Genomic DNA, 17,189 nt, shown 5'->3' on the forward strand with positions numbered 1-17,189 from the left:
CGTAGGGTGCACACGGGGCGCCAGTAACGCCCCGTGTGCATGTCCGTCGCTAGACGAAGCGGAAGTCGTCAGCGGTGAGCGACGCCAGGCTGGTGTTGGCGAGCGTAACTGCATGGTTTTCATCCAGCGTCACCACGATGCTGCTGCCGACCTGGGCGCTGTGAGACATCACATCGGCATAGTCGGAGAACAGATCACTGGAGAACTGGATGAAGTCCTTGGACGCTCCGCTCGCGGCGAAGTCGGTGATCATATCCTTTCCGAACCCGGCGGCGAACACGAACACGTCGGAGCCAGAACCGCCGGTCAGGATATCGTCGCCGGTTCCACCGCCGATGATGTCGTTGCCGGAGCCGGCATTCACCTTGTCCGCACCCGCACCGGCCACGATGATGTCGTCGCCCGAGCCAGCATCGATGATGTCGTTGCCGTCGCCGCCATCGACGCTGTCATCGCCGGAGCCGGCCTTCAGCGTATCGTTGCCGATGCCGCCGGACACCACGTCGTCGCCGGAACCGCCGTCGATCGCGTCGTCACCAACGCCGCCGCTGAGCGCATCGTCACCCGCACCGCCATTGATGGTGTCGTTGCCGGCACCGCCATCGAAGGTGTCGTCACCGTTGCCGCCGGTGATTTGATCATTGCCCGTACCGAACAGGATCTCCTCGATGCCGGTGAAATGATCGGTCCCGATCCCGGCACCCGTCACCGTTCCAGCCGCGTAGTTGACCGTCAACGCTCCGGTCGCATCCGACAGGTCGAGCACATCGTAGCCCGCTCCGCCGTCGATCGTGTCGTTACCGGCACCGCCGCGCAGGATGTCGTCGCCGTCACCGCCGTTCAGAACGTCGTTGCCCGCGCCCCCGATCAACGTGTTGGCACCGCTGGTTCCGATCAGAAGATCGTCATAGCCGGTCCCGATCGCATTTTCGATATTGCTGAAATGATCGGCGCCGGCGAGATAGCCGGGGTAGTAAGCGAGCCCGGAGGCAAGATCGACCGTCACCTTGAAGGTGATCTGGCTGTAGTCGATTGTGTCGGTTCCGTCGCCGCCGTCATAGGTATCCAGCCCGCCGGTGCCGAGGAAAGTATCATTTCCGCTGCCGCCAAACACCAGATCATTGCCGGCAGAACCGGTGATCGCGTCGTCGCCGTTGGTGCCGACCACTAGCTTCCAGGTCCCATCGACAAAATTGAGCTGCTCGACATTACGCAGCGTGTCGATCCCGTCCGGCGCACCATTGCGCAGGTCGGTGACCTTGACGGAGCCATCACCGTTCAACGCGTAGCCGTGGTTATTGAACGTTCCCGTGTAGAAGACGGTATCGTTCCCTTCGCCACCATCGATGCTGTCATTGCCGCCATCACCATGAATGGTGTCAGCTCCAATGCCGCCGGCGATATCGTCATTGCCGGATCCGCCCTTGATCAGGTCATCGCCGTCATTGCCATAGAGCGTATCGTCGTCAGCCCCGCCATCGACCTGATCGTTGCCTGCACCGGCATAGATGTAGTCGTTGCCGTTTCCGCCGCTGAGGATGTCAGCACCGCCATATGCGTAGTCCATGGCCATCGTATCGCTGCCGTCGCCGCCATCGATCTCGAAGCCACCAGCCGAGGTGGAGAGAGCGACGTCATCGCCGGTTCCGAGCAGGATCTTGCCGGTCACCGTCGCACCGACATAGAGGTTCACCTGGTCGTTGCCGGCGCCCATGTCGATGGCCGATCCACCGGTCGCGATGATCGAGCCGGAGTTATTCAGGGTGTCCCTGGCCCCGCCCATCGATATGCCGCCGATGATCCGGCCGGTGCTGTTGTTGCCGACGAAATCCTCATAGTCGCCAACCAGATTGATCGCCTCATTGCCGCGCAGGTCGAAGCGGGCAGCGTCTTCCGCAGAGACGCCTTCCGGACCGTGACCATCGCCGCGGATCAGGCCATCATTCACGATCGTGGACACACCCAGCGCGTTGCTGTTGCTGGAATTATCCACCTGGATAGCACGACCGTAACCGTAGATCTCGCCAGTAGCACTGTTGACGACGGAGCCTCCTCCGATGGCGATACCCTCGGAGACGTTCGGTTCGCCATCATGGTAGCCCTCGGCGCCGAGGCCGGCGATACGGCCGTAGTTCAGGACCTGCACCAGACCATCGACGTCGATGGCATCGCCATCGGAGTCGGACAGTTCCGCCGAGCGACCTTCCATCGTGCCGTGGTTGGTGATGAAGACCTTCTCGGCTTCCGAACCGCCATTGTCGATGTTCACCGCCGAGCCGTTGCGGCCGATCATCGTGCCTGAATTGACAACGGTCACAGCATTGTCACCGGTCACGGCATGGCGCGAACCTTCCATCCAGCCGCCGGCATAGTTGTTGACCTTGCCGCCGGTATCGCTCTGGAAGTCGATCAGGTCACCTCCGCCAACGAAGCCAGGATCGGTAGTGATGGTACCCCAGTTATTAACAATCCCGTCATTGCCGGGGCGGATCACGTCGGTGTCGCTCCCGTACTGGCGGATAATGCCGCCGGCGAGATTGTTGATCACCGCCGAAGCGCCGGCTCCATCGAAGCTGCGGAAGTCGATGACGCGACCGCCCGCTTCCATCACGCCAGCATTGTTGATCGTGATGGTCGCATCAGCGTGTCCCGCCTGTTGTGGGCTCAGCGCACCGCGAAGAATGCCGCCTGCTTCGTTGTTGAAGGTCAACGAGCCCGTCACACCGCTCGTGGTGTTGAGCACGCGGCTCGATCCTTCGATCAGGCCGGCATTGTCAACCACGGCGGCTCCGCCGCCCGACCAGAGGATGGCGGTGCCGGCGATCAGCTTGCCGCCAGCATGGACCGAAAGCAGATCGCCGTTGTTGACAGCCACGTTGCTGATGAGTGTGGCGTCGCCCTCGACTGTAACCGTGGAGTAGTCGCTGCCGGTGACCGACCAGGTACCTTCACTGACCACGAGATTTTCGACGTTGATAACGATGTTGCTGGTGTCGATGACGCCGGTAGCGGAACCCACCAGTTTCAGGATGTCATTGCCGTCACCGCCATCGATCAACGCCGGCGCGTAATCGTCGGTCGAGACCACGATAATGTCGTCACCATCGCCGCCGGATGCGCTATCGCCGGCTCCGGCAATCAGCCGGTCGTTGCCAGCACCGCCGTCGAGGGTGTCGTAGCCTTCGCCGCCATCGAGCTCATCGTCACCGGCGCCGCCGGAGAGCGTGTCGTCACCTTCGCCGCCGGCCAGGACGTCGTTGCCGGCATCGCCGCTGAGAGCGTCGTCACCTTCGCCACCGGTGAGATTGTCGTTTCCGGCACCGCCGAGCAACGTATCATCGCCGTCGCCGCCGTCGAGTTCGTCATTGCCGCCAAGACCCGTCAGCGTGTCATCGCCCTCGCCGCCGGAGATCGTATCGTTGCCGAGTGCGCCAGTGAGGATGTTGTCATCATCGTCGCCGACCAGCACGATCGGCTGCACGGAGAGCACCGTATCCGACCGATAGTCGAGGTTCTGGATTCGAGTGTCATGCGCGCGGTCGGTGTCGAGGACATCGTAAGCCGTTTCGGAATAGTGCGCCGCGAGATATTCGGCGAACGCGTCCTGTTCGGTGCCTTCGGCCGCAAAGTTAGCCACCTGACCAGCATCGGGAACGAGATTCGGAGACAGGTTCACAACATTTGCAAAGGCCGGATTGGCCGCAATGAAGCTCGCGAACGGATAGCCGTCGCCGCCCGTGAGCAGGAAGCTCAGCGTCACGACCCGGATCGCCATATTGGCATCGACAACGAGCTCACCGTTCTCGACCAGGGCAAGGACGGGATTGCCGTTCTCGTCGATCAGCGCCGCCGACTGAATACGGTTGCCGGCCGGGCTATCCTTGTCGAAGGAGTAAGCGATGCCGCCGACCTGTGCGAACTGACCGGGGGTGGCGCCATTCGCAGTCGCGGCCACCGCATGCTCCAGCACCGTCAACAACTGCGTTGCCGTCACGGTGACCATGGACAAAGCATTGTTGAAGCGCAGCGAGTTGGCGATATCGAGCTGCGAGATGTCGCCTTCTTCCTTGCCGACACCGGGATTGGCCGATGGCGGCTTCTCCTGGGCGACGCCGCCCACTGCGGAGACGCTGCCGATCGAATCGCGGACACCGCCGCCATTCTTGATCGAGACCGTCACCGTTGCATCGGCCTTCTGGGCGTACCAGAGATTGGCGTCGGCCGTGAGGTCGCCCAGATTGGTCTCCTCGGTGCGGACCTCACCGCGACGGCCTTCCAGATAGACATTGGTGCTGCCGAACAGATTGCCGTCCTGAGCGTCGATCACATTACCGACCCCCTGGGCGATGTCGTTGACGAGATCCCCCTTGCTGCCTTCGGCGAACGGATTGGCATCCGCCGCATCGATATCGCCGTCACCGTCGACGTCGATGACGTCGTCATAAAGATCGGCGACCTCTTCGTCAGTGGTCGCATAAGCACCGCTGACATTAGGATCGACACTTCCCGCGATAACGTTGCCATTGGCGTCGAAATCGACCACCAGCCGGCCGACATAGGAGTATTCACCGTCAGTATTGACGATCAGCGTGGTGTTGCCGTCGGCATTATGGGTCACGATCGGGTAAGTGCCATCGGCAGTGTCGCCCGGACGCAGCGTATCCTGCGCATCGGCGAGCAGCGTGTTCGATCCGCCCGAGATGATGATGTCGACGCCGTGCAGCAACGGTGCAAGCGCCTGCTCGAACGCGATCTGCTGGAGATGGCTGACCAGGATGATCTTGTTGATACCCTGAGCGATCAGGCTGTCGATAGTTGGCTGCAGGATCGCAGCAAGTGCGGCCATGTCGTCAACATCGTCGCCGATCACCTCGACGCCACCGGTCGAGGAAATGCTTTCGACGATCTGGGTGGTAGCGCCCACCACACCGATCTTTTCACCGCCCTCCTCGATGATGGTTGCGGGTGCGATCTTCTTGCCGATGCCGGCGGCCGGCGGGAAGCCGGAATAGTTGTCAGCGTTCTGGATGAGGCTGGTGTAGAGGCCGGCAAGATTGGGATCGCCTGAGAAATCCAGATTGGCAGATAGGAAGGGGAACTGTGCGCCCGGGAAGCCGGCAGTTTGCCGAATGATTGCTGCGAGCGGATTTGTGCCCGCGTCGAATTCGTGATTTCCGATCGCCGAGGCCTGCACGCCGATGATGTTCAGCACCGAGATGTCAGCACTACCGAAGCCCGGCGTGATGTTCAGCGTGCCGCTGGCAAGACCGTAATAGGTCTCGAGCGCGGTCTCATAGACTTCCTTCAACGAGGCGTCGCTGCCGGCACTGAAGAACGGGCTGGGGATGAAGTTGTCGCCCGACGACAACGTGATCGAATTCGCCTGTGTCTCTTCGAGGTAATCGACGATGGCGGCGAAATTGCCGGCGCGATCGACCGCATCGAGACCGGCCTCGAAATCCGACGCATGCAGGATCTGCAGCCTGTAGGTCGACGGCGTCTGGTTCTGGTTCAGATCGAGGCCAACGATGACCGGATCGTGGTCGGAAACGCGGACATTCGTATCGGCATCGAAGATCGCTGGATCGCGCGAAAAGTCCGTGTTGTAGTCGAGGGCATCGGCCTCATCGGCATTGATGTGCCAGGTGGTGACGCCAGTAACCTGCGACGACAGGCTGTCATTCGCGAATGCGTAATCGAGGGTGCCGGTTTGACCATCGAAGACGTAAGAATAAGCACCGTCCTCCCGGCCATGCAGGTTTTCATAGCCTGCGTTCTCGATGATGCCCGTTGCCTGCTCCTTGGCGTAGCTGTTGAAATCGCCGAGCATCAGCACGTCGCTGTCGCCGGAACCGGTCGGGTCGCTGTTGGCCCAAGCGGTGAGCGCAGTCGCCGCGAGTTCGCGCTGGTTCTGCCAGTTACCCTGACCGTCACCCTGGTCAGCATCGAGGCCGGTGCCGGTGCCGCTCTTGGATTTGAGGTGGTTGGCGATTGCGGTGAAAGTTTCTCCGGTGGCGATTTGTTCGAACGTTACTGCCAGCGCGTTGCGGCTGGTGTTCGCGCCGTCGAAGATGTGCCCAACAGTGCTCTGGCTGAGCAGGCCGGAAAGCCCGAGTCCAGGCAGATCGGCATCGTTGAGGATCGCGACCGTTGTCCCGTCCGCGATTTTCACATCCGCGGTCTTGTAGATGAAGCCAACCGCGATGGCATCACCACCAACGAACTGCTGACCGGGATTGACCCAGGCATAGGTACCGGGACCCGCAGCGGCATTGAGCTGGCCGACCAGATATTCGATGGCATTGCCAGACGAACCCGGCAGAAAATCATTCTCCAGTTCGGTCAGTGCAAGCACGTCGGCATCCATTGCAAGAATGGTATCGACCAGCTTGCCGGTCTGGCGCGAGAGCTCGACGGAGTCGTTGGCGCCGCGCGGCTCCTGGCCGATGGCGGTGCTGGCGCCATTGTCCAGCGTCTTGAAGAAATTCAGGACGTTGAAGCTTGCGACCTGGAGCGTACCTCCGACATCGTCGGGTGCAGTAGTCCGCGGCGCGGCGCCGTCTTCAAACGTATTGGTGCCGTTCTCGACGGAGCGGACCCGCCAGGTCGCGCCCGATGCGGCATTGCCAGCCCACTGATAGTCCAGCACGCCCGTCAGCCCGGTGATCGTGTCCCCCATCCGCGGCGCCGTCGCCGTGTTGTAGGTCGGGCTGAAGCCGTCGAGATTGCTGATGGCCGCGTTCTGGGCGTTCAGGCCATCATCATAGGTGATGGTGCGCGAGCCGAGTTCGGCCAGATAGGCCTGGTAGGCTGCAGCGTCCGGCGCATTTTCCTGAGTGAACTGGGCCGGGCGATCGCCTGCCACGAGCTTGATTTCATTGAAGCGATCGAGGTTGAACTGCTCGGTAATCACGAGTGTCTCTGGCAGCGTGACCAGCATGCCCTCATAGGCTTCGAGGTTCGGCTGATAATCGCCGTCCTGGCTCAGCGTGGTGCCGGCACCCGGCAGATCGATCACGGTCGCCATCGTGTTGATATCGGCAACTGCTCCCGCTTCAACCACGGAAATGTTGGTCGCGGTGAGTTCGGTGAGACCGAAATACTCGCTGATCGAACCGGTGACACGGACACGGTCGCCGACGGCCACGTCACCGTTGCCGCCGAATACGAAGATGGCTTCAGAGGTCAGGACATTGCCGTCGGAGTCGGTCACCTCTTCCTGAACATAGAAGCCGTTCAGGTTGCGGCTGTTGTCGCCGTCCCCATTCTGGAAATCACCGACGACGATGGCTTCGACGGTGACCGTCTGGCCGACCATTCCGCTGGTGGCGCCCGTACCCTGGATGGCGCTGATCTTGGTGATCGCGACGTCATCATTGACGATGGTGCCGGTGGCTTGCGCGGTGCCGATCGTGGTCGCCACGGCGGTGGAATTGGAAGCGCTCTGAAGCGTCAGCGTGAAATTTTCATTCGGCTCGCTGGTGGTGTCACCGGCGACCATAACGGTCACCGTTGCCGAGCCCTGCCCAGCCGGGATCACGCCGCTAAAGCTGCTCGGCACGCTTCCAACAAAATCCGATGCGTCGGTCTGCGCAGAGGCAATGGTTCCGGAGAATGAGACATCGCCATCGGTGCCACCACTGCGCTCCACGGTGAATTGATAGACCGTCGAGCCGCTATTGCCCTCGTCATGCGAGACCGACACTGTGCCTGCAGAAAAGCCGACAGTCTGACCTACGACCGGGGTGCTGGCATTGCTCGTGACGCGGATATCGTCGATCCCGACCCACTCGTCATTGCCACCGGCATTGGTGGTGAGAATCCGGACCTGCAAGTCCGCGTGGCCATTGACTTCGGACGGCAGCAGTAAATTGAAAGGCGTCACTTGAGTTGCGGCATTCGCGGTGGTCACGTCGGCAGCGTAGCCACCCGGCACATTCGTCCAGGACCCGGCGGAACCGATACGGTACTGCACGGCAATTGGCTGGGACGCATCGTCTGCGCTGCCGTCGAGATCGCGCGCATTGAAGGTCAGTCGCACATTATCGCGGCCGCTCGCATCGAGATAAAGCACGAGGCTCGGTGCGTCGGCAGTACCCGAGCCGTTCAGCGCAATGGTCGGATTGGCAACAGCGAATTCCGCAACGCCGCCATTGGTAAGAGAATTCGGGGCAGTCTGATTGGCGATCACATCGACGGCGCCGAGCCCAGCGCCGGTCAATGTCCGCGGATCGGTGCCAGTTGGCGAACCAGCGTTGATGTCACCGAGATAGCCAACGATCGATGGAACGGAAGACCAATTATCATCGACGTTGATTGCGCCGGCATTGGACCAATCCTGGACGAGATCGCTAACGGCAAGGGCGTGATATGTCGTTGACATGAAATCGGCTTCCATCGTTGAGGCGTGCGTCGAACATCGCTCGCTTCGCAGAATGCGAAGACGCGCGACCGACTGCCTTTGGTTAACGAAAAGTTAATGCGCCGGATGTAGCCACGTCGATTTAACAGCCGCGTGACTGGTTTCTAACGTCGCAGTGAAGCCACGCGCCGACCGCTCTTTTTGCTCGACTATACAAAGGCGACACAGTAAATCGCGACATCGTGCCACACCCGCAAAAGTGCAAAGCGTTGCGGGTTGCTCCACCGTGGCTTGGTCGCAGTTCGCACGGAAGAACGATGAAACTGATCGAACTACACTGAATTACTTTGAGCTCCCGATCGATCGCGCGGCAAAACAGCGGCCGAGGTTCGCGCACGCAATGCGCAAGAAAGAATGTGTTTGCTGTTGCAACGTCTTGTCGCGCACATCGCTCACCATTTACATGGCCGATCGCGCGACAGAAAAATTGCACGCGCACGCAATTCACACGCTGTCACGCAGTTGACGCTGAAGCCAGATAACGAACTCGATCGGCGCGCATCGCTGTCGCTTACTGGCCCAGGTGAAATATGACCGCAGCAATTTCGACAGACAGAACAGCCGGATCGAAGCACCAAGATCTTCCGAGTGCCGCTCTCGCATCATGTCGTAGCGCGTTCCTGTCTGTCGGGTTGTTCTCCGCCGTGGTCAACATCCTGATGCTGACCGGATCCATTTACATGCTGCAGGTCTATGACCGCGTCATTCCCTCGCGCAGCATTCCTACTCTCGTATCGCTCTCGATTATCGTAATTGCGATCTACGCTGTGCAGGGTGTTTTCGACTGGTTGCGCCAGCGGATCCTGACGCGCATCGGAGCTGCACTTGATGGCGCGTTGTGGGAGCCGGTGAATTCCGCCATTCTGCGATCGCCTTTGAAGTCCAACCGCGGCAGCGGCGTTCAACTCGCGCACGATCTGGATTCAGTGCGCGGGTTCCTGTCCGGCCTCGGGCCGACAACGCTGTTCGATCTGCCGTGGATGCCGCTGTATCTCGCCGGGTGCTTCCTGCTGCATCCCTATCTTGGATGGACCCTGGTCGGTGGCGCAACCATTCTGTTCGGCATTGCTCTTGTTACGGAGATTCTGACACGGAAGCCCACGCGAGAAGCATCCCGCCATGCCGCCCTACGCAACATCCAGCTGGAGGCGGGACGCCGCAATGCCGAGGTCGTCGCCGCCCTCGGCATGGAGCGACGAGTCATCTCACGCATCGGCGCAGCCAATGCGGATCAGATCGCTGCTCAGCAGCACGGTTCCGATATTGCCGGTGCACTTGGCACGCTGTCGAAGACCCTGCGGTTCATCTTGCAATCGGCATTGCTCGGATTAGGCGCTTGGCTGGTAATCGAAGGACAGGCCAGCAGTGGTGTCATGATTGCCTCCTCGATCATGGGCAGCCGTGCGCTGGCTCCCGTCGAACTGGCGATCTCGGTTTGGCGTCCTTTCGTCGGCGCCCGCCAGGCCTGGCAGCGGTTACGCGACGCGCTGTCGTCTCAAGACGAGAGCCCTTCTGCCGTTGCGCCAGAACGTGCTCAACACATTCTCACGGTCGATCAGGTTTTCATTGTCGCGCCGGGCGGCACCAAGGCCATCGTTCAGAATGCCACGTTCCAACTCAAAGCCGGCCAGGCTGTTGGAATCATCGGACCGTCGGCGTCGGGCAAATCCACATTGGCGCGTGCGCTGGTCGGGATCTGGCCTGCAGCGCGCGGCGAGATCCGCCTCGATGGCGCAACCCTCGACCAGTGGCCCGCCGAAATTCGGGGCGGCTTGATGGGCTATTTGCCGCAAGACGTCGAACTGTTCGACGGCACGGTGGCCGAGAACATTGCCCGCTTCGATCCGGAGATGGATGGACCGACCGTCATTGCCGCCGCGAAAGCCGCGGGTGCCTATGACATGATCCTTAACCTGCCAAAGGGCTTCGAAATGCGAATCGGTGAAGCCGGCGCTGCCCTCTCGGGTGGGCAGCGGCAACGGGTAGCGCTTGCACGCGCGCTCTACAGGGACCCGTTCATGGTGGTGCTCGACGAACCGAACGCCAATCTCGACGTCGAAGGCGACGCTGCGTTGACGCAGGCAATCAAGGGCGTACGTGAGCGCGGCGGAATCGCCATCATTGTTGCACACCGCCCGGCGGCTCTCGCAGGGGTCGATCTCGTGATGACGCTCGCCAATGGCCAGGTCCAGGCATTTGGTCCGAAAGATGAAGTCCTGCGCAAGGCGCTTGCCTCGCAACATCCTGCAAACCAGGTGGCGCCACAGCCGGTGCACGAAGTCCGCATGACCGCTGAAGGCCGAAGCTGAGGAAACCCTGATGCCAAATTCTGCAACGCCCAACTCAAGCCGCCCTGATCCCTTCCGCGATATCCGGCGAACTGCGTATGCGGGACTGGCTATACTCGCCGTGGCGATCTCCACCGCTGGCGTCTGGGCGGCAACCGCGCCACTCGCGAGCGCGGTGATAGCGCCGGCACAGATCGTCGTCGATAGCAACGTGCGCAGGATTCAGCATCCGACCGGCGGGGTGGTCGCCGAAATTCTTGTCAATGACGGGGACCGCGTACGAGCAGGCGACGTTCTGGTCCGGCTTGACGAGACCATGACGCGAGCCAACCTGGCGCTGATCGAAAACCAGCTCAACCAGTTCTGGACGCGCCGAGCGCGGCTGCGCGCGGAACAGGATGGTCGCGACGCTTTCGTGATACCGGCCGAACTTGCGGACCGTATCGAGTTGCCCGCGATCGCCGACATCATCACCGGTGAAACGAGCCTGTTGCTCAGACGACGCGAAGCCGTCAGCGGCCAACAGTCGCAACTGCGCGAGCGCACGTCGCAGATCGGTGAGGAGATCCACGGCCTCGCCGCTCAAATCGAGTCAAAGCGCGAACAGATCCGACTGATCCAGCGCGAACTCGAAGGGGTTCGCCAGCTCTTCGAGAAAAATCTGATTCCCTACGCACGGCTGACCACACTCGAACGCGAAGCCGCGCGGCTGATCGGCGAGGAAGGACAATTGATCGCCGAAACGGCGCGGGCCAAAGGCCGCATCACCGAGACAGAACTACAGACGCTTCAGGTCGTGCAGGATCAGCGACGCGAGATCGCGACCGAGCTGCGCGAGGTGGAGATCAAGATGGCCGATCTCTCCGAGCGCCGGATCGCAGCAGTCGATCAACTCGCGCGCGTGATGCTGCGGGCGCCGCAGGACGGGATGGTTCACCAGAAGACGATCCATACGGTGGGCGGCGTTATTACTGCGGGCGAACAGTTGATGCTTATCGTCCCGGAGAAGGATTCTCTCGTGGTCGAGGCGCGGGTCGATCCGCAGATGATTGACCGTCTCCGACTAGGTCAATCCGCGAAGCTGCGCTTCACGGCTTTCGATTCCGCGATCACACCGGATCTCAACGGAAGGCTTACCCGCATAGCGGCCGATCTCACAAAAGACCAGCAGTCCGGCGCGTCCTATTATGTAGCGCGCATTAGCCTCATCGACGGAGAACTCGCCAAACTCGGCGGGAAGGCACTTGTGCCGGGCATGCCGGTCGAAGCCTATATTCAGAATGGCTCCCGTACCGCGTTCGCCTATCTCCGCAAGCCGATCGAGGACCAACTGGCTCGCTCGTTCCGTCACGACTGAATCGAGTCGCCCCGGCCTCAACCTCCGCATTGATGACCCCATCAATCTGCGCAAGGTTTTCCGTGACTATTCATTACCCATACCGCGGCACCCTTCCCTCAGCGTCAACCTAAGCGAATCGGCGGCGACATCATGGACAGGCATGAGGGACGCGAACTGTTGCTCGCAGATACGATAGCATTCCTGCAGCAGGCGATCGGAGAAGGACTGGTGCTCGCCGTCAAGCTGAAGGCGCCGCTTTCGCCGGAGATCGTCGCCGCGGCCAGGTATTTGCGGGGATATCACGAGGGACCGAGACCGACGCAGATCGAAGAGCTGCGCAGGGAGCTCCGTACTGTCGTCGAGGTGTTCGGCAAGATGCAGTCCGCCCTGCGTCGCAGGCAACTCGGTGACAATCAGATCGCTGTCGACTGCACAACTGACAACGACGAGTCGATAATGAGGAAGGCCGCCTGACAGCCCAATCCACTGCTCTCGCTGCTCCACTGAACCCGAGCCGCGCTATCTGCGACTAATCGGTATGCCACATGCCCTGAAACGCGCCTGGACGAGATTGATGGACTGGATCGAGAATGCCGTCCACTTCGTGGACTGGCTGACGGATGACCCATCCCCGACCAACAAATTTCTGGAAGAGCCGCCAATTAAGGAACGAGCCACACCGGACAAACGCTCGACACGCTAGCGCGCAACGTCGCACGGATTTCAGTTGACCGAGACCGATCGCCGGCCACGGGAGCCGCGCCAGCTTGCTGGCGCATAGGGCAGCGCCGTGTATGCCGATGAGCGCCTCACCGGTGCGGCGCCACGCGACACGCGGTTCTTCGGCGCAAACATCCATCCGATCAGGCCAAGCGTCGTTTTGCACGCCGTCGCGGGCGTCAACGCTGCAATCGATGTCGCCTTCAATCCAAATTGTCTGGGCATTCAAACCTCCATCCCGGAATTCCGATTACGCCAAAAGGGCGCTCCGAATCCCAGCCGAGATTGAATTTGTACACCGCGAATCTTGTGGCGCACTTGCGCTGCATCAAGTCACCAATCAGTGCAGAACGGCGTGCGCCATCTGCTCATCGAACGGCCGTGCGGCCATCTGCGCACGCAGCTCGGCCAGTTCGGTCTCGAGTTGCTGATTGACGAGAATGAGTGCTGCCACGGTACCGCGGGTGTCGCCGTGGCAGGCGGCGATGAGATCGTCGACTTCCGCGTCTAACTTGGTCATTGAAAAAATCTCCTGCCGCGCTTTCGGTTGCCTTCAATAATCGGCTGAGCGTTGCATCAATATTAAACGATACCGGAGTCGTTGGCGTCATCGCCAACGTGCATGAATACCGGTTAAGAGCGCCTTTCCGGGCTCAAAGAATCCACAAGCGACTTTCTGCAATCGGTTTAAGCGACCCGTTTCAATCACCGCGCTGCAACCGCGCGTTGATCGCAAAATCACCTGTTTCTGATTAGTCATAGTCCGCCGAACCGGCTACCGCCGTCAGGCCGATCACGATGCAAATTCAAGGACATGCCAATGATGAACGATGGTCGCCCGTTCGGGCTTTATATCAATGGCCGGTTTCAGCCAGCCTCGACCGGCCGCACCATCAGGATCGAGAACCCGAAGGACTGCAGCCATCTGGCCGATGTCGCCGAGGGGGACGAAAAGGATATCGATCTGGCCATCGACGCCGCCGAACGCGCCGGCAAAATCTGGGCGGCGACACCGGGCGCGGTACGCGGCGACATCATGCACCGGGCCGGCGAACTTCTGGCCAAAAAGCTCCCCGAACTGGTGACCATCGAGGTCGATCAGATCGGCCGCGCCCGCCGCGAAATGACCGCCCAGCTCGGCCGGCTACCGGAATGGTTTCGTTATTTCGGCGCTCTGGCGCGCACTCATGAGGACACCGTGCCGCCGTTCGGCGGCAACTTCCTGAATTATACCCGCCGTGTCCCGCTCGGCGTCGTCGGCCATGTGACGCCATGGAATCATCCGCTCCTGATCCTCACCAAGAAGATCGCGCCATCGATGGCTGCCGGCAATACGATGGTGGTGAAGCCCAGCGAACTGGCGCCGATCACACCTCTTCTGCTCGGCGACATCTTCAAGGAGGCCGGCGTGCCCGACGGCGTCTATAATGTCGTGCCCGGCTATGGTGCGACCGCCGGCAAGGCTCTGACCACCAGCAAGCGCATCAAGAAGATCGACCTCACCGGCGGCACCGAGACCGGCAAGATGGTGGCATCACTGGCGGGCGCGAACCTCACCAAGGTCGCGGCCGAACTTGGCGGCAAGGCAGCGGTCATCCTGTTCGACGATACGCCGATCGAGCGCGGCGTCGCAGCCGCGCTGTTCGCGTCCTTCATCGCAACCGGCCAGACCTGCGTGCAAGGTGCTCGGCTGTTGGTGCAACGCTCCGTGCATGACGCCGTCGTCACCGAGCTGGTGAAGCGCACCAATGCGATCCGGATCGGCGATCCGCAGGACATGGCGACGCAGATGGGCCCGCTGGTCTCGGCGAAGCAGCGCGAGCTGACCGAACGCTACGTCAAGATCGGACTCGAGGAAGGCGCGACGCTTGCCGCCGGCGGCAAACGTCCGGACGGCAAGGCCTTCGAGAGCGGCTACTATCATCAACCGACCATCTTCACCGGCGTGACCGGCAATATGCGGATCGCGCAGGAAGAGATCTTCGGGCCGGTCGTCGTCATAATCCCCTTCGACACCGAAGAGGAAGCCATCGCGCTATCCAATGGCACCGAATTCGGCCTGGCCACCTCGATCTGGACCCGCGACGTCACCCGCGCGCACCGTGTGGCACATCAGCTCGAGAGCGGCATCGTCTGGATCAACGACCACCACCGCATCGATCCCTGCTCGCCCTGGGGCGGCTTCAAGATGAGCGGCATCGGCCGCGAGAACGGCATTGTCGCCTATGAGGAATACACCCAGATCCAGAACGTGATCGTCAATCTCTCGGACGAAACCTTCGACTGGTATGCGGACGATGGTCAGGAGAAGCGGTACAGCTGAGACGAACGTCGTTTCATTAGACAGGCAAGGCGCCCCTCCACTCGGTCGTCATACGCGGGCTTGACCCGCGTATCCATCCTCGCCCAACGCTCGAACATGCGGCCTGAAGTTGGATTGCCGGGTCAAGCCCGGCAATGACGTGAGGAGGGGTGCGAGCGCATCACCATCGATTCTAGCTTTCTAAAGCCAACACTAACCAAACCCCGCCACCGCATGCGGCACATAGGGCGCTTCGAGCGAGGCGATCTCCTCACTCGTCAGCTTCAACGACAGCGCCGCCACCGCATCCGTCAGATGCGCCGGCTTCGATGCACCGATGATCGGTGACGTGATGCCTTTTTTCTGCAGCAGCCAGGCCATCGCGACCTGTGCCTGCGGAACGCCGCGCGCCTTGGCGACGGCAGCAACCTGCTCGACGATCTTGCGATCGGACTCCTCGGACTGCACATAGAGCGTCTTGCCGAATTCATCGGTATTTTGACGCGCGCTGGTCTCGTCCCAGGCCCGCGTCAGGCGCCCGCGCGCCAGCGGGCTCCACGGCATGACCGCGATCTTCTGGTCGGCGCAGAGCGGCAGCATCTCGCGCTCTTCCTCGCGGTTCAGCAGATTGACATGGTTCTGCATGCTGACAAATTCGGTCCAGCCGTTCAGCCGCGAGGTATAGAGCGCCTTGGAGAATTGCCATGCATACATGCTGGACGCGCCGATATAGCGGACCTTGCCGGCTTTCACGACGTCGTGCAGCGCTTCAAGCGTCTCCTCGATGGGCGTGTTCTTGTCGAGACGATGGATCTGATAGAGATCGATATAGTCGGTGCCGAGCCGGCGCAGGCTGTGATCGACTTCCGTCATGATCGCCTTGCGCGACAGGCCCATGCCGTTCGGGCCCTTGCGCATGCGGTTGTAAACCTTGGTCGCCAGCACAACATCGTCGCGCTTTGTAAAATCCTTCAGCGCACGGCCGACGATCTCTTCCGAGGTGCCGTCCGAATAGACATTCGCCGTGTCGAAGAAATTGATGCCGAGTTCGATCGCCTGCTTGATCAGCGACCGGCTCTTTTCCTCGTCGAGCGTCCATGCATGCGCGCCACGATCGGAGATGCCATAGGTCATGCAGCCCAGGCACAGACGCGAGACGTCCAGGCCGGTGTTTCCAAATTTCACGTAATCCACTGCGTTTCTCCCTTGTTGTTCCATTTGCGTTTCACGAATTCGGCGAAGGCATCGGCATAATCGGGATGCCAGCGCGACAGCGCCGGTCGATTTTCCACGACGTCGCCGATGGCCCACAACATGCGGCGTTCGTCGAGTGCGCGCGGCACGTCGTTGTCCGGACACAGGATATAGAAGTCGCCGGCGTCGAGCCGTTGCATCATGAAGTCCACGGTCTGCTCGGCTGTCCACGCTGCATCCGGCTTCTCGCTGCGCCCGCCAGCTGCGAGCGGCGTGAAGACAAAGCCGGGGATCAGCAGATGTGCGGAGACCTGACATCCCTCGGTGTTGCGCAGCTCGTGCGCCAGCGCTTCGGTATAGGCTTTCACGCCGGCCTTGGAGACATTGTAGGCGGGATTGCCGGGCGGCGTTGTGATGCCCTGCTTGGAGCCCGTATTGATGATCAGGCCCGGCCGCTTGCGCGCGATCATGTCCACGGCGAAGGCCTGACAACCATTGACGATGCCCCACAGATTTACGCCGAGCAGCCGCTCCCAATTCTCGCGCGGACCGAGCGCCGAGGTCGGCACCTGAATGCCGGCATTGTTCATCAGCACATCGCAGCCGCCGAAACGGGCCTGCACATCGGCCGCGAGTCTGGTCATCACGCCGACGTCACTGACATCGACAGCGGCGGTCATGACATCGTCACGCTCACCGCGCGCCACACCGGCGATCTTGCCAGCCGCCTCAGCCAAACGATCCTCGCCAAGATCCACGATGCAGATGCGCATTCCCAAGCGCGCAAACGCCGTCGCCGCGGCCAAGCCGATGCCAGACGCACCTCCAGTAACGACGGCAACAGAACCTGCGGACAGAGCGGGATGGGACATGGTGTTCTCCAGAACTGGGAGGTTTGCGCAAATGCGTATAGCATCAACGCGC

9 protein-coding genes are annotated in these 17,189 nt (G+C 61.1%); 4 read left to right on the forward strand and 5 right to left on the reverse strand.

Annotation, left to right across the window (positions count from 1 at the left end):
* Positions 1-49: 49 nt before the first annotated feature.
* Positions 50-8,383, reverse strand: coding sequence for an ExeM/NucH family extracellular endonuclease (locus AC1DUY_RS16825; protein WP_478115677.1), 8,334 nt, complete (start codon positions 8,381-8,383; stop codon positions 50-52).
* Positions 8,384-8,952: 569 nt separating this feature from the next.
* On the opposite strand from AC1DUY_RS16825, the gene AC1DUY_RS16830 reads away from it, so the two are divergent.
* The 3 genes from AC1DUY_RS16830 to AC1DUY_RS16840 all read left to right on the forward strand — a co-directional run bounded on the left by AC1DUY_RS16830 (position 8,953) and on the right by AC1DUY_RS16840 (position 12,523).
* A complete protein-coding gene (locus tag AC1DUY_RS16830) occupies positions 8,953-10,731 on the forward strand; it encodes a type I secretion system permease/ATPase (RefSeq protein WP_478115679.1) in 1,779 nt (592 codons plus the stop codon).
* Between the two features lie 10 nt (positions 10,732-10,741).
* Positions 10,742-12,067: an HlyD family type I secretion periplasmic adaptor subunit gene (locus tag AC1DUY_RS16835; RefSeq protein WP_478115681.1), complete on the forward strand. Its 1,326-nt coding sequence runs from the start codon at positions 10,742-10,744 to the stop codon at positions 12,065-12,067.
* A gap of 159 nt (positions 12,068-12,226) precedes the next feature.
* Positions 12,227-12,523, forward strand: coding sequence for a hypothetical protein (locus AC1DUY_RS16840; RefSeq protein WP_478115683.1), 297 nt, complete (start codon positions 12,227-12,229; stop codon positions 12,521-12,523).
* Between the two features lie 249 nt (positions 12,524-12,772).
* Here AC1DUY_RS16840 and AC1DUY_RS16845 read toward each other — a convergent pair whose 3' ends face one another.
* Together AC1DUY_RS16845 and AC1DUY_RS16850 are read right to left on the reverse strand one after the other, a co-directional pair.
* Positions 12,773-12,994 carry a hypothetical protein gene (locus tag AC1DUY_RS16845; RefSeq protein WP_478115685.1) on the reverse strand — a complete coding sequence of 74 codons (222 nt, stop codon included), beginning with the start codon at positions 12,992-12,994 and terminating at the stop codon, positions 12,773-12,775.
* A gap of 115 nt (positions 12,995-13,109) precedes the next feature.
* The gene (locus AC1DUY_RS16850) at positions 13,110-13,289 is read right to left on the reverse strand and encodes a hypothetical protein (RefSeq protein WP_089268001.1); all 180 of its coding nucleotides are present in this window, start codon (positions 13,287-13,289) and stop codon (positions 13,110-13,112) included.
* Positions 13,290-13,589: 300 nt separating this feature from the next.
* On the opposite strand from AC1DUY_RS16850, the gene AC1DUY_RS16855 reads away from it, so the two are divergent.
* Positions 13,590-15,092 (forward strand): aldehyde dehydrogenase, encoded by a 1,503-nt coding sequence (locus AC1DUY_RS16855; RefSeq protein WP_478115688.1) that lies wholly within the window; start codon positions 13,590-13,592, stop codon positions 15,090-15,092.
* A 192-nt stretch (positions 15,093-15,284) separates the two neighbouring features.
* Here AC1DUY_RS16855 and AC1DUY_RS16860 read toward each other — a convergent pair whose 3' ends face one another.
* Both AC1DUY_RS16860 and AC1DUY_RS16865 read right to left on the reverse strand, forming a co-directional pair.
* Complete coding sequence (locus AC1DUY_RS16860; RefSeq protein WP_478115690.1) at positions 15,285-16,265, reverse strand: aldo/keto reductase; 981 nt, start codon at positions 16,263-16,265, stop codon at positions 15,285-15,287.
* Positions 16,253-17,137, reverse strand: coding sequence for an SDR family NAD(P)-dependent oxidoreductase (locus AC1DUY_RS16865; protein ID WP_478115692.1), 885 nt, complete (start codon positions 17,135-17,137; stop codon positions 16,253-16,255). Before AC1DUY_RS16865 ends, AC1DUY_RS16860 begins: the two co-directional genes overlap by 13 nt.
* Positions 17,138-17,189 lie beyond the last annotated feature (52 nt).

The sequence above is a fragment of the Tardiphaga sp. P4_G1 genome, assembly GCF_056401215.1.